General features: G+C 60.2%; 16 protein-coding genes and 2 pseudogenes. 13 read left to right on the forward strand and 5 right to left on the reverse strand.

The window, feature by feature from the left end; translation table 11 throughout:
- Positions 1-44: 44 nt before the first annotated feature.
- Positions 45-1715, reverse strand: coding sequence for a diguanylate cyclase GcbA (gcbA, locus tag KGB14_RS02630; protein WP_223483968.1), 1671 nt, complete (start codon positions 1713-1715; stop codon positions 45-47).
- Between the two features lie 290 nt (positions 1716-2005).
- Between gcbA and KGB14_RS02635 the strand changes: the two genes are divergently transcribed.
- The 6 genes from KGB14_RS02635 to KGB14_RS02660 all read left to right on the forward strand — a co-directional run bounded on the left by KGB14_RS02635 (position 2006) and on the right by KGB14_RS02660 (position 8776).
- Positions 2006-3073, forward strand: a complete 1068-nt coding sequence (locus KGB14_RS02635) for a DUF2333 family protein (protein WP_223483969.1) — start codon at positions 2006-2008, stop codon at positions 3071-3073.
- 3 nt (positions 3074-3076) lie between these two features.
- Entirely contained in the window at positions 3077-3646 is a 570-nt protein-coding gene (locus tag KGB14_RS02640) for an NUDIX hydrolase (RefSeq protein WP_223483970.1), read from the forward strand.
- A 270-nt stretch (positions 3647-3916) separates the two neighbouring features.
- Complete coding sequence (locus KGB14_RS02645) at positions 3917-4288, forward strand: translation initiation factor Sui1 (RefSeq protein ID WP_074873454.1); 372 nt, start codon at positions 3917-3919, stop codon at positions 4286-4288.
- A gap of 224 nt (positions 4289-4512) precedes the next feature.
- Positions 4513-6426 (forward strand): arginine decarboxylase, encoded by a 1914-nt coding sequence (gene speA, locus KGB14_RS02650; protein ID WP_223483971.1) that lies wholly within the window; start codon positions 4513-4515, stop codon positions 6424-6426.
- 233 nt (positions 6427-6659) lie between these two features.
- The gene (locus KGB14_RS02655; RefSeq protein WP_223483972.1) at positions 6660-7982 is read left to right on the forward strand and encodes a type VI secretion system Vgr family protein; all 1323 of its coding nucleotides are present in this window, start codon (positions 6660-6662) and stop codon (positions 7980-7982) included.
- The gene (locus tag KGB14_RS02660; protein ID WP_223483973.1) at positions 7979-8776 is read left to right on the forward strand and encodes a DUF4123 domain-containing protein; all 798 of its coding nucleotides are present in this window, start codon (positions 7979-7981) and stop codon (positions 8774-8776) included. The genes KGB14_RS02655 and KGB14_RS02660 overlap by 4 nt, the downstream gene beginning before the upstream one ends.
- A gap of 25 nt (positions 8777-8801) precedes the next feature.
- Here KGB14_RS02660 and KGB14_RS02665 read toward each other — a convergent pair whose 3' ends face one another.
- Together KGB14_RS02665 and KGB14_RS02670 are read right to left on the reverse strand one after the other, a co-directional pair.
- A complete protein-coding gene (locus KGB14_RS02665) occupies positions 8802-10142 on the reverse strand; it encodes an MATE family efflux transporter (RefSeq protein ID WP_223483974.1) in 1341 nt (446 codons plus the stop codon).
- Positions 10143-10305: 163 nt separating this feature from the next.
- Positions 10306-10599 (reverse strand): hypothetical protein, encoded by a 294-nt coding sequence (locus KGB14_RS02670; protein ID WP_223483975.1) that lies wholly within the window; start codon positions 10597-10599, stop codon positions 10306-10308.
- Positions 10600-10791: 192 nt separating this feature from the next.
- Between KGB14_RS02670 and KGB14_RS02675 the strand changes: the two genes are divergently transcribed.
- The 4 genes from KGB14_RS02675 to KGB14_RS02690 all read left to right on the forward strand — a co-directional run bounded on the left by KGB14_RS02675 (position 10792) and on the right by KGB14_RS02690 (position 13140).
- Entirely contained in the window at positions 10792-11094 is a 303-nt protein-coding gene (locus tag KGB14_RS02675) for a MazG-like family protein (protein WP_008011269.1), read from the forward strand.
- The gene (locus KGB14_RS02680; RefSeq protein ID WP_223483976.1) at positions 11094-11843 is read left to right on the forward strand and encodes a methyltransferase domain-containing protein; all 750 of its coding nucleotides are present in this window, start codon (positions 11094-11096) and stop codon (positions 11841-11843) included. The genes KGB14_RS02675 and KGB14_RS02680 overlap by 1 nt, the downstream gene beginning before the upstream one ends.
- Positions 11844-11855: 12 nt before the next feature.
- Complete coding sequence (locus tag KGB14_RS02685) at positions 11856-12476, forward strand: DUF4136 domain-containing protein (protein WP_223483977.1); 621 nt, start codon at positions 11856-11858, stop codon at positions 12474-12476.
- A gap of 106 nt (positions 12477-12582) precedes the next feature.
- Positions 12583-13140 (forward strand): DUF4136 domain-containing protein, encoded by a 558-nt coding sequence (locus tag KGB14_RS02690; protein ID WP_223483978.1) that lies wholly within the window; start codon positions 12583-12585, stop codon positions 13138-13140.
- A gap of 66 nt (positions 13141-13206) precedes the next feature.
- On the opposite strand, the gene KGB14_RS02695 is transcribed toward KGB14_RS02690, so the two are convergent.
- A complete protein-coding gene (locus KGB14_RS02695; RefSeq protein WP_223483979.1) occupies positions 13207-14850 on the reverse strand; it encodes an ATP-binding protein in 1644 nt (547 codons plus the stop codon).
- A gap of 8 nt (positions 14851-14858) precedes the next feature.
- Positions 14859-15152, reverse strand: a pseudogene (locus KGB14_RS02700) (TadE/TadG family type IV pilus assembly protein); the annotation flags it as partial.
- A gap of 85 nt (positions 15153-15237) precedes the next feature.
- Here KGB14_RS02700 and KGB14_RS02705 point away from each other — a divergent pair.
- From KGB14_RS02705 to KGB14_RS02715, 3 genes and pseudogenes are all read left to right on the forward strand, one after another.
- Positions 15238-15533: pseudogene (locus tag KGB14_RS02705) on the forward strand (prepilin peptidase); the annotation flags it as partial.
- A 122-nt stretch (positions 15534-15655) separates the two neighbouring features.
- The gene (locus tag KGB14_RS02710) at positions 15656-16444 is read left to right on the forward strand and encodes a response regulator (protein ID WP_223483980.1); all 789 of its coding nucleotides are present in this window, start codon (positions 15656-15658) and stop codon (positions 16442-16444) included.
- Positions 16445-16919: 475 nt separating this feature from the next.
- Positions 16920-17297 (forward strand): DUF6124 family protein, encoded by a 378-nt coding sequence (locus KGB14_RS02715; protein WP_223483981.1) that lies wholly within the window; start codon positions 16920-16922, stop codon positions 17295-17297.
- Positions 17298-17633 lie beyond the last annotated feature (336 nt).

Consider the following 17633-nt stretch of genomic DNA (forward strand, 5'->3'; position numbering starts at 1 on the left):
TACCAACGGAAGAATGGTAAGCGCCTGAATTTATTGCGTTTCTATTACAGGGTTATGACCGAATGGGTCGATTCCGATGAAAAAGTGGCACTTTGCTTTGATTCCCGCGCGGCTTGCACGCGGTTGCGTCCGGCGTCCTTGGCGCGGTACAGCGCCTCGTCCGCCTGGCTGGCCATCATCAGGCTGTCGGAGTCTTCGCGCAGTTCGACGACGCCGGCGCTGAAGGTGCACCAGAGGTCCTGGGGCTGAGCGGGGTAGTGAATTTCGGCAAAGCGCTGACGGATTTCATCGAGCACCTTGCAGGCCGATTCAATATCGGTGTCTGGCATGACGATGGCGAACTCTTCACCGCCGTAACGGCCGATGAAATCGGTCTTGCGTAACCGTTGCTTGAGGAACAGCGCCAGGCTCTTGATCACTCGGTCGCCCATGGGATGGCCGTGACTGTCGTTGACCCGTTTGAAATGGTCGATGTCGAGCATCGCAAAGCTCAGCGGCTTGCTTTCGCGACGGGCGCGGAATGAACAGTCTTCGAGCAATTGCAGGATGTGGGTGTGGTTGTACAAACCGGTCAGGCTGTCGCGCACCATCCGCGCCTTCAGATTGCGTGCCCGTGCCGCGCGGTTGCGCACCGTGGTGATCAAGTGTCGCGGCTTGATCGGCTTGGTCAGGAAATCGTCACCGCCCTCGCTCATGGCGTCGAGTTGCTTGTCCAGATCGTCTTCGGCCGACAGATAAATGATCGGTACGCTGACATACCGGTCGTTATGCCGGATCACCTTGGCCAGTTCAGTACCGGTGCAGGCGGGCATGTACATGTCGAGGATGATCAGGTCCGGCTGGAAATCCGCCAGTTCGGCCATGGCCTGGATCGGTTCGATCAAGGTCCGCGTGACGATTCCGGCGCTGTTGAGCAGGCGCTCGGTGTGCAAGGCCTGGGCGCGGGAGTCGTCGATGATCAGCACTTTATAAGGTTCGTACTGGGCGACGCAGGTCAGGACTTCGATCTTTTCCAGCAGGCTCGAGGCTTCGAGGGTGCCGGTGAGGAATTCCTGGCCACCGGCGCGCACGGCGGCGAGGCGGGTCGGGGTATCGGTTTCGTGCAGGCTGAAAAACAGCAGCGGCAAAGGCTGCTCAAGGCCTTCCTGGGCTTCGGCCGCCAGTTTCAGGCCGATGCCGGCGCCACTGAAGTCGACGTCCATGACGATCGCCGCCGGCAAACGCTCGACCATCGAGGAGCGGAATGCGGCAACACTGTCGAGGGATTGAGCGCTGAGCCCGAAGAATTCAAGTTGCTTGGCCAGCCGCTCGGCCCGGTCGTGATCCTGCAGCATCACGTAGATCGGCTTGCGCAGCGGCGGCAGAAAGGTTTGTTCGAGCTGATCGCCATGGCGCAGGCCGGTGCGGGACAAACGCTGCATCAGGCGGTTGAGGTCGGTGATCAGTCCGCTGCTCAGCCGTCCGCGGTTGGCGTCCACCGCTTCCAGCGACTGGCCGATGTGGCGCGCCAGCTGGGAGTGTTCCGGCTGTTCGAAACGTTCGGCAAAGCGCAGCAGGCGCAGATTGGCCTCACTCAGCTCCGATAAGTCGGTGGTGGACCATTCGTTGCGTTGCAGGCGTTGCCATATCTCAAGAATCTGACGTGCCTGATGAATTACCCGCTGGGCAAAGTGGTGCTTGAGGCGCTCACGGCTGGGGTCTTCTGGCTCGGTCATATCCTGACTACTAGTTAGGGTGCATGCTGAGATCGACTGGTGGCTCTATGCTAGCACCTCTTTTCGATTGCATGAGTGTCGCATGTCAATAATCTGCAAAGCGACTTCATTCAGTTTCTGACCGACTGGTCGCATAGGCTCAACGCTATGCTTCATTTATAGTGGCGGCTCGATTGCAGTCATGGTGTGGCTTGCTATGTCCCGCAGGATTTAATGCGCGGCAAAATGAGGCACGATGGCGTAGGGTTGTGGTCGAACCGATGAACTCAAGTGATTGAAAGGATATCGCCATGCTGGACTGGAAGAACCGCGCGGGCAGCGCGCCTGAACGTGCCGCTGAACCGAAATCGGCCGCCCGCAGTTATGTCGGCGGCCTGTTGTTCAGCCGGGCGCTGGCTACGCTGATTGGCCTTTATCTGTTGGTGACTATCGCGCTGGGCTGGTACTGGAGCCAGGAGCCGGCGCTGTTCCCGGTTCAGCAGAATGCCCAGATGGCGGCCGAGAAAGAAGGCAAGCAGATGGTTGTCGGATACACCACGGTGGAAACCCTCAAGACCGTCGCCGGCACCTTGCTGACCAAGCCGGGTGGCTATATTTCCAACGACCGTTTCCCGCCGGGCCTGTGGATGGATAACACGCCGAGCTGGGAATATGGCGTGCTGGTCCAGGTCCGCGACCTGAGCCGTGCGCTGCGTAAAGACTTCGCCCGCTCGCAGTCGCAGTCCACCGAAGACGCCGACCTGGCCAAGGCCGAGCCGCGTTTCAACTTCGACAACAAAAGCTGGGTGCTGCCATCCAGTGAGTCCGAGTATCAGGAAGGCATCAATTCCCTGAGCCGTTATCAGGCGCGCCTGTCCGATCCTACTCAGAAAAGCGCGCTGTTCTATGCCCGCGCCGACAACCTGAATAACTGGTTGGGCGATGTCGGTACCCGTTTGGGTTCGCTGTCGCAACGGCTGTCGGCCAGCGTCGGCCGGGTCAAGCTCAACACCGCACTGAAAACCGAAGTCCTGGCCCCGGGGCAGGTGCCACAGGTCGACGAAGAAATCGTCGAGACCCCGTGGATGCAGATCGACAACGTGTTCTACGAAGCCCGCGGTCAGGCCTGGGCGTTGTCCCACCTGCTGCGTGCCATCGAAGTCGACTTCGCCGATGTGCTGGCCAAGAAGAATGCCACGGTCAGCGTGCGCCAGATCATTCGTGAACTGGAAGCCTCGCAAGAGCCGGTCTGGAGCCCGATGATCCTCAACGGTAGCGGCTTCGGTGTGCTGGCCAACCACTCGCTGGTCATGGCCAATTACATCTCTCGGGCCAACGCCGCGGTGATCGACTTGCGTCAGTTGCTCAATCAGGGCTGAGTCATGGTCGATAGCTCCGTTGATGACACGCGTGAGGCCGCCCATCGCGCGGCCTCCGATGCCGAACACATCGCCTGGGTCGACGAACAGGACAACCTGCTCGGCACTCTGGTGCGCTCCGACCTGCGCGAACGCGGGCTGATCGGGCGTGGCACCTACATCATGCTGTTCAATTCTGCCGGTGAGTTGTGCGTGCACCGACGCACCCTGAGCAAAGCGATATATCCCGGTTACTGGGATGTGGCGGCGGGGGGCATGGTGCTGGCCACCGAGACTTACGCCGAATCGGCGGCCCGTGAGCTGGAAGAGGAGTTGGGCGTGAGCGGTGTGGAACTGACCGCCCATGATCACTTTTTCTTCGAGGACACCGGCAACCGCCTGTGGTGTTCGGCATTTTCGGCGGTGTGGGACGGCCCGTTGATTCTGCAACCGGAAGAAGTGCTTGAAGCGCGCTTCATCCCGATCGATCAGGTGATGCTGGAAATTGAGCAAAAGCCTTACTGCCCGGACTCTTTGGCCGCCTTGAAGCGTTATTTGAAGGCTCAACAAAGCGGCGTCGCAAAGAAGGCATAAATTGGCGCCGATTGGCTCTTAGCAATCGGCGTTTTTGCCGTTACACTGCGCGACCTTTTCAAACTGAACCGGTATTGCTTGTTGTAGGCGCTGCCGCAGGCTGCGATCTGTTGAATCAAGATCAAAAGATCGCAGCCTCGTTGCACTCGTCAGCTCCTACACCGGGTTTTCCGTTTCAGTAGCGCTGCCCCTGCCTGAGTGGGGCTTCGCGGTCGATGGCTCCCTCCCGGGTTGCCGCGACCAGTCTTTGTCCTCCCAAGAGGATTGCCGGTGGCCAAAAAAGCCGCATCCTTCGCCGCCCTTGGTGGCTTGGTATTCTCCACCGACGCAGGTCGTCATTGCCCGGATTGCAGTAAGCCGGTGGATGCCTGCATCTGCAAACAAACCGTTATCCCGGCCGGCGACGGCATCGCTCGCGTGCGTCGCGAAAGCAAGGGGCGTGGCGGCAAGACGGTGACCACCATTACCGGTGTGCCGTTGGCCGAAGAAGCGCTCAAGGATCTGGCCACGACGTTGAAAAAACGTTGCGGGACCGGTGGGGCGTTGAAAGACGGAATCATCGAAATCCAGGGCGATCATGTCGAGCTACTCTTGGCTGAGCTGATCAAACACGGTTTCAAAGCGAAGAAGTCCGGCGGCTAGCAGCCTCTGTGAAAACCACCCTCGGCTTGATCCGGTCCCGATTCAACTCTGGTCTGGCGTCGTCTACATGGTTTTCACAGAGCCTGTTCTGACCGGTTTCTAAACTCAGCGCTGAATGCGAGGTCTATGGCCCTTGCATGCAGGCTAATCGTCATTTTCATTCTTTAGACTGCGCCGGCCTGAACTCAAGGCGACGCTCTATGACTTCTTTATAGGGGACTTCAATGTCCGTACGACGCACACGCAAAGACGATGGCAGCCAATGGACAGTTGCGGATAGCCGCAGTGTTTACGGGATTCGCCATTGGGGGGCCGGGTATTTCGCGATCAATGACGCCGGTCGCGTCGAAGTTCGTCCGAACGGCCCGACCAGTTCGCCTATCGACCTCTTCGAGCAAGTCGACCAACTGCGCCAAAGCGGTTTGTCCTTGCCTTTGCTGGTGCGTTTTCCTGACATCCTGCAAGACCGCGTGCGTCAGCTGACTGGCGCGTTCGACGCCAACATCGAGCGCCTGGAATACCAGAGCAAGTACACCGCGCTGTACCCGATCAAGGTCAACCAGCAGGAAGCGGTGATCGAAAACATCATCGCCACCCAGAACGTATCGATCGGTCTGGAAGCCGGCTCCAAGCCGGAACTGCTGGCGGTACTGGCGCTGGCGCCGAAGGGCGGCACCATCGTCTGCAACGGTTACAAGGACCGTGAGTTCATCCGTCTGGCGTTGATGGGCCAGAAGCTCGGCCACAACGTGTTCATCGTGATCGAGAAAGAATCCGAAGTCGGTCTGGTGATCGAAGAAGCGGCGTCGCTCAAGGTCAAGCCGCAGGTCGGCTTGCGCGTGCGTCTGTCGTCCCTGGCCTCGAGCAAGTGGGCGGACACCGGCGGCGAAAAATCCAAGTTCGGTCTGTCGGCAGCGCAACTGTTGTCGGTGGTCGAGCGTTTCCGCGCTGCGGGTCTGGACCAGGGCATTCGCCTGCTGCACTTCCACATGGGTTCGCAGATCGCCAACCTGGCGGACTACCAGCACGGCTTCAAGGAAGCGATCCGTTATTACGGCGAGCTGCGCAACCTTGGCCTGCCGGTGGATCACATCGACGTTGGCGGTGGTCTGGGCGTGGACTACGACGGTACGCACTCGCGTAACGCCAGTTCGATCAACTACGACATGGACGATTACGCCGGTGTCGTGGTCGGGATGCTCAAGGAATTCTGCGACGCGCAGAGCCTGCCACACCCGAACATCTTCTCCGAAAGCGGCCGTTCCCTGACCGCTCACCACGCCATGCTGGTGGTGCAGGTCACCGACGTCGAGAAACACAACGACGACGTGCCGCAGATCGAGAGCAAGGAAGAGCTGCCGGAAACCGTGCAGTGGCTGGTTGACCTGCTCGGCCCGACCGACATCGAAATGGTCACCGAGACCTACTGGCGCGCCACGCACTACATGAGCGATGTGGCCACTCAATACGCCGATGGCAAGCTGACCCTGGCCCAAAAAGCCCTGGCCGAGCAATGCTACTTCGCCGTTTGCCGTCGCCTGCACAACTCGTTGAAGGCCCGTCAGCGTTCCCACCGTCAGGTGCTCGACGAACTCAACGACAAGCTGGCCGACAAGTACATCTGCAACTTCTCGGTATTCCAGAGCCTGCCGGATACCTGGGCCATCGGCCAGGTCCTGCCGATCCTGCCGCTGCACCGTCTCGACGAAGAGCCGCTGCGCCGTGCCGTGCTGCAAGACCTGACCTGCGACTCCGACGGCAAGATCAAGCAATACGTCGACGAGCAGAGCATCGAAACCAGCCTGCCGGTTCACGGCTTGAACGACGGTGAAGACTACCTGCTGGGGATCTTCCTGGTCGGTGCCTATCAGGAAATTCTCGGCGACATGCACAACCTGTTCGGTGACACCGACTCGGTGAACATCTACCAGAATGCCGACGGCAGCGTGTACCACGCCGGTATCGAAACCCACGACACCATCGAAGACATGCTGCGTTACGTGCACTTGTCGCCGGAAGAGCTGATGACCCACTACCGCGACAAGTGCGCCAGTGCCCGCATCAGCGCCGCCGAGCGCACCCAGTTCCTCGATGCCTTGCGTCTGGGCCTGACCCGTTCGTCTTACCTGTCTTCTTGAGGTAAGGCGCCGCGCGCATCAGGTTGTCTGAAAATTCTTCGTACGTTGCGGAAATTTCAGATGGCCTGGTGCGGGGCTTCTCTTTTTTCTAGCGAAATGACCCACAGATCGGGCTAACCAAGCGATATGGTCTTCTTTTCGCGTAGGTCATTTCCTAAGTTGTACTTCGGCACTCTACTCGGCCATGTCTCTCAGCGAGAATCCCCGGCCGCCCCTCCTGTAGAGAATCGCCGATGTTCGATCCAGTCAACGAACCGTCATTTCGTCTGGATGTAGCGGGTCTGCCCGACTCCTTTGAGGTCTTGGCCTTTACCGGTAGTGAAGCCATCAGTGAGCCTTTTGTGTTCGATGTGGATCTGCTGAACGACGACCCGATGCTGGACCTCGCCAACCTGTTGTATCGCCCGGCCTTTTTGCACTTTGGAGCCAACGGCCAAGGTGTTCACGGGCGACTGCTGGGCCTCGTTCAGCTCGGTCATCGTGACGAACCCAGGCGCTGTCGTGTGCGCCTGGGGCCCAGGCTGGCCTGTCTGGCCCAACGCTTCAGTCAGCGCATCTTCAGCAATCGCTCGGTGCCGCAGATTCTTGCTCAGGTGCTCAAGGAGCACGGGATTACCGGCAAAGATTGCCGTTTCGACCTGAGCGGCCATTACCCGCCCCGGGATTTCTGTACGCAGTACCGGGAATCGGACCTGCAATTCTTCCAGCGTTTGTGCACCCAGGAGCGACTTCATTACTACTTCGAGCACCGCGCGCACGGGCACTGCCTGATCTTCGGTGACGGTCCTGGACAGTTTCGCCATGGTGAAGAGAGCCTCTTCGAAGGCGAGGCTGAACGACCGGGCGTGCATCGGTTCACGCTTCACGGCTGTGGGCAGACGGCCGAAGCACAGACGAACCTGGCGACGCTGCGCAGCGGTCAACTGATGCAGTTGTCCGGCCGTCCGGGCACGGATTGGAATCGACTCTGGCTGCTGACCCATGTCGAACATCAGGGAGGGCAGGGACCGGGACGCGCTTATAGCAATCAGCTCCGTGCCATTGCGCAGGAAGTGCCTTTCGTGGCGGCTCATCCGGTTGTCAAACCCAGGATGCACAGCTTGCAGCGGGCGTGGATAGTCGATGTCGACGAGTCTCGACCCGATCCCTCCAGACCGGTTGCCGTGCAGTTCGACTGGCTCTATCAGGGGGAGGGCGCAGCCCCCAGCCATTGCTGGTTACCGTTGGCGCCCGAGCTGAAAGGCTCGGGCGTCATGCCGTTGCGTGAAGGCGCGCAAGTACTGGTGAGCTTCATCGAAGGCGATCCTGACCAACCTTTGATCAGCGGATTTCTTGCCGGCGCACCGCCCAGCGCAGAGCCCGTCATACCTGACTTACACCCCGCCTCGACGACCGAATCCAGCCTTGCAGTCGACAATTTGCTGGGCTTGCTGCAATCCAGCGAGCCCTTGGTGCTCCTGTGCCTGCTGCCCGGCGGGGGCAGCTTCGCTCATTGCGCGCAGTCTTTGTGCACCTGCCGGGCGGCGACGCAGCTCGGCGAGAGCGGTGCGGCATGATCGCCGTTCAGGCGGCCGACCCGACCCCGCAATGGTTGTTACTCGATATACCGGGCGTGCCTCAGGCCGGTGTGAACCTGCGGCAACAGTGCGCTCATACCCGATGGTTCTGGTTGTTCGAAGGCACCGAGTTGCATCCGTTGCGCGAACACGGGCCGGCGCTGGTCGATCTTCGCGAATGTCCGGCGCTGGCCGAGCTGTGCCAACGTGAGCCACATGCCTGGAGCGGGTTGCTGCTGATCAGCGAAGCATCGCCGTCGCAGTTGCTGGAGCACTTGCGACGCATGCTGATGATCACCTTCGGCCTGCATCACCGGGCCTTGTTGAGTTACTACAACCCATGCACGGCGAGTTATTTTTTCGATGCCTGCGATGCTCTGGAGCTGAGTCGCTGGCTTGGTCCGATCGACCAGTTACGCTGGTTCGGTGGCACGTGGGCCGACCGGGCCATTGGTTGTCAGGGCTGGCAGCAGTTGTTCAATCCGCGGCTTGCCGTCCGGCCGCTGGCCGTCGAAGAGAGTCTCAGTGCGCGTCAGCGAGACACCTTGCAAACCTGCCTGCTGGAACAGCACGCCTGGCGCTGGAGCCGATCCACCGGCACCGACTACAACCGTTTATGGGCTCACCTGCAGGAAGGCCTGGCGCTGGGATTCAGTGAGCGCCCGGTGCTCGATGGCTGGTTGTGGTTGCGCTTGCAGCACCCCGACGCAGTGGTCGGGCGGCCATTGTCGGGAGCCACCCAGCAGGAGCGTCTCGATAGCCTGCGCAACCTGTGGCAGAACGATCAACCCTGAACGCGGTGAAGGCCGGCCCCGCTTGTCATCCTTTGAGCCAGCTGTCGTTCTTGCGCAAGTACCAGGCGAACGCGCCAAGGGTCAGGCTGCGCAGCAACATGAACAGCAGGAAGGTTATCCACAGTCCATGGTTGCCCAGGCCTTGCAACGCCCAGGCGAAGGGCAGCAGCAAGATCACCGTCAACAGCATGCCGTTGCGCATTTCCCGGGCACGGGTGGCGCCGATGAACAGGCCGTCGAGCAGGTAACTCCAGACGGCAAGCAGCGGCAGCGCGGCGAGGTAAGGCAGGTAGATGAACGCGGTGTCGCGCACGCTTTGAATGTTGGTCTGCATCTCGATGAACAAGTGCCCGGCGAACAGAAACAGCAAGGCAAACCCCAGGCTCGCCAGCAACGACCAGCCGCACGCCACCACCAGTGAGCGGCGCAGGGCCTCTCGATCGCGGGCACCGATGGCGTGTCCGCACAAGGCTTCCACGGCATGGGCCAGCCCGTCCAGCGCGTGGGCGGTCAGCAGCAGGCCATTAAGCAGCAACGCATTGGCGGCGACGGTGGCATCACCCAGCCGCGCACCCTGCACGGTGATCAGGAAAAACACTGACTGCAACGCCAGGCTGCGGATGAAGATGTCGCGATTGACCGCCAGCAATGGGCGCCAGCTCTGCCATATCGCCAGCGCTGCCCAGGCGATATGGCCGGGATAGGCGCGCAGGGCTTTGCGGGTCATGAACAAGCCGATCAGCGCGCCGGTCCACTCCGCGATCACCGACGCGCGGGCCGCGCCGACCACGCCCCAGTCCAGGCCGAGCACGAACCACAGGTTCAGCGCGATGTTGACCAGGTTGGTGCTCAGCAGAATCGCCAACGGAGCCCGCGCGTTCTGCGTGCCGAGGAACCAACCCACCAGCGCATAACTGGCCAGCGCCGCCGGCAGGCCGAACAGCCGCGTGTGGAAGAAGTCGCGGGTGAGCTGATCCAGCTCTGCCGACGGTTGCATGAAGTGCAGCGCGACCCCGCTCAACGGCACGCCCAATGCGCCCAGCAGAATGGCCAGGCCCATGGCCAACAACAGACCCTGCAGCAAAATCTGCCGCAACGCGGCGCCATCCCCACGCCCGGCAGCCTGGGCGGCGAAGCCGGTGGAGCCCATGCGCAGAAAACCCATGGCCCAGGCAAGAAAGGTATACAGACTGGCCCCCACCGCGACAGCGCCGAGCTGATGAGCATGGGGCAGATGGCCGATGACGGTGCTGTCGACCAGCGCTACCAGCGGTACGGAAATGTTCGAGAGAATCATCGGGGCGGCGAGCGCCCAGACTCGACGATGAGTCGGACGGTCGCGCCAGTCGGCAATCAGGTTGGACATGCAGGCTCCTTTGGGGGCGCATGCATTGTAGCGACACATTCGCAATCTACATCGTTCCATTGTGGGAGCGAGCCTGCTCGCGATAGCGGGCTGACAGTCAACCTGGATGTTGAATGTGCCGGCGTCATCGCGAGCAGGCTCGCTCCCACAGGGGATGGTGGGGTTAGTGAATAATCCAGCTCAGCAACCACAACCCCAGCAGCAACCAGATAATCCCCATGATGATCGATGCGTTCATGAAGGCGCGGATCGCTGCCCACAGCAGCATCAACCCGATGATCAGCGTAATGATGCTGACGATCGAAGTGTCCATGCCCAGTGCCTGGGCCAGCCCTTCGACAAAATTGCTGCCGGCGTGGCTCAACAGGTTGAACAGACCACTGAGGGCATCGATGATGAACCGGATGGCCGAACCGATTACCTGGCCGAGCCATTCGAAAAAGCTTTCTACCTGCATGTGTGCGTCCTGATGGAATGATGGCGTGGTTGCCGGATCCGACCGTTGGGCTATTGATCGTGCTGTCGAGTTCCCAAGGAGCTGTCGAAGGCTGCGATCTTTTTGGAGTATGGCGCAAAGTTCGCGGGCGTAACGTTGTCACTTGCCTTCACCCGCCATCCCCCTGAAGCTATACGCCTTCAGGAGAACCCGATGAACCTTGTTGAACTGACCGAACGCCTGCACGCCATTCGCGATCGCAATGATTGGCGGCAATTTCACAGCCCGAAAAACCTGGCCATGGCCGCGAGCGTGGAAATGTCCGAGCTGGTGGAAATTTTCCAGTGGCTGACCGAAGACCAGTCGCGCCAGTTGCCGGCGGACAAGCTCGCCCATGCCGGGCAGGAAATCGGCGACATCGTGCTGTATCTACTGCTGCTGTGCAGCGAGTTGGGGTTGGACATGAATGAAGTGGTGCGCAGCAAACTCGCGGACAGCGAACGGCGGTTCAGCTGATGAGCGACCGTCATTTCGATCAGTTGGCGACCCGTTTCGCTGAAAAAATCTACGGTGGCGCCAAAGGCGCGATCCGTCTTGCCGTATTGCAGGCCGACCTGGCCGAAACCCTGCCGGACCGCCCGTTGCGCATACTGGACATCGGCGCCGGCCTGGGCCACATGTCGCTGTGGCTGGCTCAGCGCGGTCATCAGGTGACCCTCGCCGAACCCGCCGAGCCGATGCTTGAAGGTGCCCGTCAGCGCTTCGCCGACGCCGGGCAGACGGCGACGTTCATTCAGGCGCCGTGGCAGGATCTGCTCGGTCAGCTCACCGAACCCTACGACCTGGTGCTGTGCCACGCCGTGCTGGAGTGGTTGGCCGAACCCCATGCGATTTTGCCGGTGCTGCATCAGCTGACGAAGCCGGACGGCTGGTTGTCCCTGGCGTTCTACAACCGTGACGCGTTGATCTACCGCAACCTGCTCAAGGGCCATTTCCGCAAGATGCGCAAGAATGACATGGCCGGCGAGAAGCAGAGCCTGACGCCGCAGCAGCCACTGGATCCACGGGAACTGGCGGCGCAACTTGAGAGCATGTGGCAGGTCGAAACCCAGAGTGGGGTGCGGGTTTTTTACGACTACATGCCGGTGGAGTTCCAGGCCCGCGTCGAACTGCCGGACTTGCTCGAAATGGAACTGGCGCACCGCCGTCACCCAAGCTTCGCCGGGCTTGGGCGCTACCTGCACTGGATCTGTCGGCCGATCTGACCGGAGCGCGAAATGAAAAATCGTTCAGGGTTACTGGTGATCTGTCTCGGGTTGGCGGCCTGCCAGGGCAGCAACCCTTATGTCGCGACGTCCAATCCTCTGCCACCAGCCCCCCCGCAGGCCGCCAGCACCTTCGACCGCAGCGCCTACCCGGCGGCGCCACGGGATTACGGGCGCTATCGCAGCTGGGCCTGGCTCAACGGGCACTTGCCACCGGGCACGGCTTGGGCCGACTCGGAGCAAGTGGCCGAAGCGGTCAGCAATGCCCTCGATCAACGCGGCTTGCGCCCGCTGCACGACAACCGCCCGGCGGACCTGTTGGTCAGCGCCGACCTGCATCTGGAAACCCGCTTGCGTCAGGTCCAGGACGACTATGGTTACGGCGGGGGGTATTACGGCGGCGGTTACAACCACTACGGCAGCGGTTACGGCATGTACAACACGGTGCCGGTCATTCGTACTTATCAAGTACAAGTGGTGGTGGTGGTGCGCGTCGATCTGTTCGACGCGAGCACCGGCCAGCCGGTGTGGAGTGCCAGTGCCGAAACCAGCAATCAGGGCAACCAGAGCGAGCGTGCCGATGCCATTCGCGAAGCTGTCGAGAAGGCCATGTCGGCGTATCCTCCTGGCTAGGGGCGTTCTCAATTTTTTCCCCGACGGGGAAGCTGATTGAGAACGCTCCCTGGCTTCCTGTTCAGGAAGTCTCCCGCAGGCGCATGTCTTCTATCGGAGAAAAATCATGTTCCGCAATCTCGCTTTACTGACCATGGCCGCACTGCTCACTGCCTGCGCCGCCAACCAGGTCAATCATGACTTCGATTCCAGCCGCGACTTTGCTGCCTATCGTAGCTGGAGCTGGAAAGAGCCCGCCGTGCAATACCGTCCCGAAGACCCGCGGATCATGAGTGACCTGACCGAACAGCGCATTCGCCTGTCCGTTGCCGATCAGCTGGATCAGCGCGGCTTGCGCCCGGCCGCCGCGGGTGCCACCTCGGACCTGAAGGTGCAGACCTACCTGATTGTCGAAGATCGCCAGCAACAAGTGACCACTAACTATGGCGGTGGTTGGGGTAGCCCATGGAACGGGTACTGGGGCGGGCCGATGTACAACGAAACCCGCAACGTCAGCTATAAGGTGGCGACCATCCAGATCGACCTGCTCGATGGCAAGGACGGCAAACTGGTGTGGCGCGGCAGCGACGAGCAGACGCTCAGCCGCACACCGAACCCGCAGGATCGCAGCAATACGATCCGCGAGACAGTCGGGCGGATACTGGCGAATTATCCACCGCACTAGACCTTAACCCTCTGACATCACAGTTCCCTGTGGGAGCGTGGCTTGCCCGCGAAGAACGAAAACGCGTCATTCGGGGTGCCCGACGTGGGTGATCTGATCGCCCGTGACAATCGGCAGTTCGATACAAAACCGCGCGCCCTCGGACGAGTTTCCGACGCTTAGCTTACCGCCCATGTTCTCGACGATGCCGTAACTCACCGACAACCCGAGCCCGGTGCCGACGCCCACCGGTTTGGTGGTGAAGAACGGCTCGAAAATCCGCTCCAGCAGCCGTGGGTCGATACCGCCGCCGTTGTCCTCGATCCATAGCCGCACCGTGTGTTCATCGCGCTCGGCGTACACCGAAATCCACGGTTTGAATGCCGGGTCGGCCTCGCGTTTGTTCAGCAGCGCATCCCGGGCGTTGACCATCAGGTTGATCAGCACCTGTTCCAGTTGATCAACGTAACCGCGCACCTGCACTTCAAATCCGGTCTCGCTGACTCGCAGTTCGACGCCTCTGCCGCGCATGCCTTCGGACAGCAGCGACAGCGTGCCCTCGATGGCTTGAGCCGGGTTGAACGGATGCTGCTCGACCTCCGAGCGCCGACCAAATACACGCATGTGATCCACCGCCCGCGCCGCGCGCTGGACTTGCGCGTCGATGCAGTTGAGTTTGTCTGTCAGGTAATCGATTTGCGCATCACCATTGCTCAGGCGCTTGAGCACATTGACGATGGCCATGCGCATCGCGTTCAACGGCTGATTGATTTCATGGGCCAGCCCGGTGGCCATTTCGCCGAGCAAGGCTTGCAGAGATTCCAGGCGCTCCAGTTGCAGATGGTGCTGATGCTCGCGCAAGCGCTCAAGCAGTGGCCCGGCCAGGGCGGCGGTGAGTTGCAACCAGTCGCGTTCGCTCAGATCGGGGGCACGCTGTTGCACCGGGTAAAAACCACAGAGCAACCAGGCCACCACGCCTTGGGCATTGTGATAGGGCACCGCGAACCCTTCGGCATTGCCGAAGATGCTTTGCAGGCGCGGGTATTCGCTGGGGGTCAACGGCTGGGGCGCTGATCCATTCAAACTGTCGAGACCGGTGCCCAGGCGTTGATTGATGTCCCACAATCGGGGTGCATCGAAGGCCGTGTAATTCTGGTGAATCAGCCAACCCTCGGCCTGTTCGTCGAGCAAGGCAATGGCCATGCACGGGATCTGAAAGCGCAGGGCCAGGCCTTGCAGTTGGTCCGCCAGCACCTCGGGCAGGCGCGTCAGGCTGCACAGGCGCAACGGTTCGCTGACCTGCGCGGCGAGCAACTGGCATTGCTCGCGGCTGCGCGCTTGTCGGCGTTCGAGCAGCAGGTCGCCGATGTCGATCAACTGCAGCAACCAGTTGTCACCCAACGGCTGCACCCAGCCACGCAGATGCAGGGGTTGTTCGCCGAGGCTGAAAAAATCCAGGTCCAGGCTCTGTCCCTGCCACTCGGCAGGCGTGCCTTCGACCGACAGAACACTGTGGGGCATGAGGTAATCGAGCAGACGGGGCGGCTGCGCGCCGGGCATTTGTTGCGCCAGCAGATGCCGTAACGGGCCGGTCAGGTGAATCACTCGACCTTCGCCATCCAGATGCATCTGCACACCGACACTGTGTACGCTCGGGGCGTCCGGAGCGATCGGGGGCTGTGGCGATGGGCGATTGAGCAGGCGCCCGAAGAGCTTGTCTCCGGTCCTCAAAATTGCAGGCTCGATCGGGCGCTGGCCACATTGAAGTTCAGCGCGGCGGGAATCCAGGCCAGTTGCCGACTCAGTTCGGTGGTGGCAACGGTTCGCACGGCGGTCTCGTAATTGGCGGTGCTCGGGTCCAGCGCCACACTGCGGCGCACTGCTTCGGCCGTCGATTGATTGAACGATTGCATCAGCAACAGCGGCAGGCTGTAACTGACCAGCCCATAAAACACAGCGAAGAAAATGATGAACACCAAGGCGAACTCAATCGCCACGGCACCTTTTTGTTTGTGGGGGAGGCCTGTTTTCATGAGTGCGTCTACCCTGACCATCACAACGTAGTATCAGCATAGAATCATTCAACTAAAACGGACGTTTTTTAACCGGTGCATAGCTTTGGCGGCATTGGCCTTCACCTTGCCCGGTTATGCATTGAGACGTCTGGGGGCAGGTGACGTGAAACTGATGGCGACACTGGGCCTCGCGACGGACGGTATGCACCGGCTCGGCGGTTTCATCGGCGCCGGATTGGCCAGCGCGCTCTGGCTGCTGCTGGCGCCAAGACTCTGGCTGTATATCGGTCAGAGGTTTAGGGACCGTCTTCGTTACCTGGGGCCTGGAACGTCAAAAAAGCAGCCTTTGCGCCGTTCGTACTGGTGGGCATGTTGCTCACACTGGCCTCGATGCATTAGTCGTGGGGGGCACCTGTTCTATGTACATAGTTGGAAAGTGCGTCTACTTTCAAAACAGTTGTTGTACAGCCTGTGGTCGTCGGTACAGGAACGGTCAAGCCAGACTTGGCATGGAGTGACACGTGAACAAAGTTACCTCGGCAATAAAAGTCCTTGTGGTCGATGACGAACCGTTGATTGTCGAAGAGCTTTGCGAGTTCATCGAGCGCAATGGTTATCGCTGTGTTGCTTGTCAGTCTGGCAAGCAGGCGATCGAGCGTTTCAATGAGTACGAGGATATTGGCCTGGTGCTCTGTGATTTGCAGATGCCTGACATGGATGGCATTCAGCTCGTTCAAGCGCTGCAACAAATATCCGGTAAACACCGGGCGTTCGAAGCGATCATGCTCACCGGCCACGCAGACAAGCAGGATGTGATCAAGGCCTTGCGCGCCGGGTTCGCCGATTACTATCAAAAGCCGATTGATCTGGATGAGTTGCTCGAAGGTTTGCAGCGCCAGGAAGTGGTTTTGCAGGAGCGGCAGAAAAACCTGCAGTTGGGGCATTTGAGTCAGAAGCTGCAATACCTTTGTGAGTCGATCGACGAGTTGTATCAGGATCTGGACAAGGTGCGCCGGGGACCGTCCTCGGCGTCTTTGTCTGATTCGGCTGACGGTGCATTCAGTGAGGTCGAGCGGGTGGAGATGCCGGCGGTTTTCAATCAGCTGTCGCCGCGGCAGCTGGAGGTGGCGCGGTTGGTGGGCAAGGGGCAGACCAATTATCAGATTGCCTGTGAGTTGGGGATTACCGAGAACACGGTGAAGCTTTATGTGTCGCAGGTGTTGCGGTTGACGCATATGCATAACCGCACGCAAGTGGCGTTGGCGTTGTCGCCCGGTAATGGCGGTGTGCGACGGCTTACCGCGCACTGAGTTTCTGGAGTACGCCGCTCCTACACGGAATATGGTTTCTCCTGTAGGAGCTGCCGAAGGCTGCGATCTTTTGATCCTGGCGGCCTGACGGCCGACCAATCCCTTGCAGATGCACGCCGACCACTGTGGGAGCGAGCCTGCTCGCGAAAGCGGCCTTACAGGCAACGATGTTTATGGCTCGGTAAAAACATCAGAACCTTCCCACATGTTTTTCAGGTTGCCCGTCGGAAGCTGCGTCTCTAGCCTTTGTCCGTCGCTGCAAAAATTCAGTGATCGGGTTTGGTCGCCCGGGTTTAGAATGGCGCACAGTGCCGCGCGAGCGGTTTTTTTGTGCTTGCTTAATGGCGAGCTGTGCGTGGGAGGGCCTAGGCCCTGCCGGGTTTCCATTCCCTGGTCGACCAACCTGCGTACAGTTCGCCACCCTTCTGCTTGGTCGCAGTAGTGGCGAACTCCAAACCTCGAATGGAGTTTCACCATGATCAAACCAACCCCGAATCCCCCAGAAACCGACAACGTTTCCCCTTACGAATCTGCTGATTCAAAAGAATTCCACGACGCCGCTAACCGCGCGCTCGACCACTACCTCAATCCATCCGCCCTCAAATCCCCCGTGGCCCGCAAGCCGAGCACGATGTACATGATTGCGCCGGATATCAAAGACGAAGACCTGTTGGCCCACATCTGTGAATCGTTGGCCCAGGCCAGCGTGATGGCGAGTGATTTTGCGGGGTATCTGGAAGGGCCGCACCGGCACACGGCGATGGCGATTCAACAGATCGTCATGCTGGCAGAACTGGCGGCGAACCGGATGCTGGATAACGTGGGTGTACCAAAACCTGCGCCACACAGCTGACCCCTTGTAGGAGCGAGGCTTGCCCGCGAAGGCGGTCCGACATCCAACATTGATGTCGTCTGACACACCGCTTTCGCGAGCAAGCTCAGCTCCTACAATTGAACCGTGTGCATCTGCGAGAGATGGGTTGGCTGTCAGGTCGCCTTCGCGGGCAAGTCGGATCGCCGCACCGCTCGCTCCTACGGGATCGCCGTTGGCCTTTCAATGAGCAAAGGCCCGGCCCAGAGCGGTGAAGCTGGGGCCGGCCAGTACGATCAGCAACGCCGGGAAGAGAAACAACATCGATGTTCACAACGCTTCAAGTCGCGCTGTGATTTGACTGCTGTCAATGGGCAG

This window comes from Pseudomonas sp. A-RE-19, from assembly GCF_019956555.1.
In the GTDB taxonomy this organism is placed as follows: domain Bacteria; phylum Pseudomonadota; class Gammaproteobacteria; order Pseudomonadales; family Pseudomonadaceae; genus Aquipseudomonas.

What these genes read in the sequence shown, in the direction of transcription:
- KGB14_RS02715 (WP_223483981.1), top strand. Translation starts at nt 16,920, where the DNA reads ATGATCAAACCAACCCCGAATCCCCCAGAAACCGACAACGTTTCCCCT.
- KGB14_RS02685 (WP_223483977.1), top strand. Translation starts at nt 11,856, where the DNA reads ATGAAAAATCGTTCAGGGTTACTGGTGATCTGTCTCGGGTTGGCGGCC.
- KGB14_RS02670 (WP_223483975.1), bottom strand. Translation starts at nt 10,599, where the DNA reads ATGCAGGTAGAAAGCTTTTTCGAATGGCTCGGCCAGGTAATCGGTTCG.
- KGB14_RS02655 (WP_223483972.1), top strand. Translation starts at nt 6,660, where the DNA reads ATGTTCGATCCAGTCAACGAACCGTCATTTCGTCTGGATGTAGCGGGT.
- KGB14_RS02665 (WP_223483974.1), bottom strand. Translation starts at nt 10,142, where the DNA reads ATGTCCAACCTGATTGCCGACTGGCGCGACCGTCCGACTCATCGTCGA.
- speA (WP_223483971.1), top strand. Translation starts at nt 4,513, where the DNA reads ATGTCCGTACGACGCACACGCAAAGACGATGGCAGCCAATGGACAGTT.
- KGB14_RS02690 (WP_223483978.1), top strand. Translation starts at nt 12,583, where the DNA reads ATGTTCCGCAATCTCGCTTTACTGACCATGGCCGCACTGCTCACTGCC.
- KGB14_RS02660 (WP_223483973.1), top strand. Translation starts at nt 7,979, where the DNA reads ATGATCGCCGTTCAGGCGGCCGACCCGACCCCGCAATGGTTGTTACTC.
- KGB14_RS02640 (WP_223483970.1), top strand. Translation starts at nt 3,077, where the DNA reads ATGGTCGATAGCTCCGTTGATGACACGCGTGAGGCCGCCCATCGCGCG.
- gcbA (WP_223483968.1), bottom strand. Translation starts at nt 1,715, where the DNA reads ATGACCGAGCCAGAAGACCCCAGCCGTGAGCGCCTCAAGCACCACTTT.
- KGB14_RS02635 (WP_223483969.1), top strand. Translation starts at nt 2,006, where the DNA reads ATGCTGGACTGGAAGAACCGCGCGGGCAGCGCGCCTGAACGTGCCGCT.
- KGB14_RS02675 (WP_008011269.1), top strand. Translation starts at nt 10,792, where the DNA reads ATGAACCTTGTTGAACTGACCGAACGCCTGCACGCCATTCGCGATCGC.
- KGB14_RS02680 (WP_223483976.1), top strand. Translation starts at nt 11,094, where the DNA reads ATGAGCGACCGTCATTTCGATCAGTTGGCGACCCGTTTCGCTGAAAAA.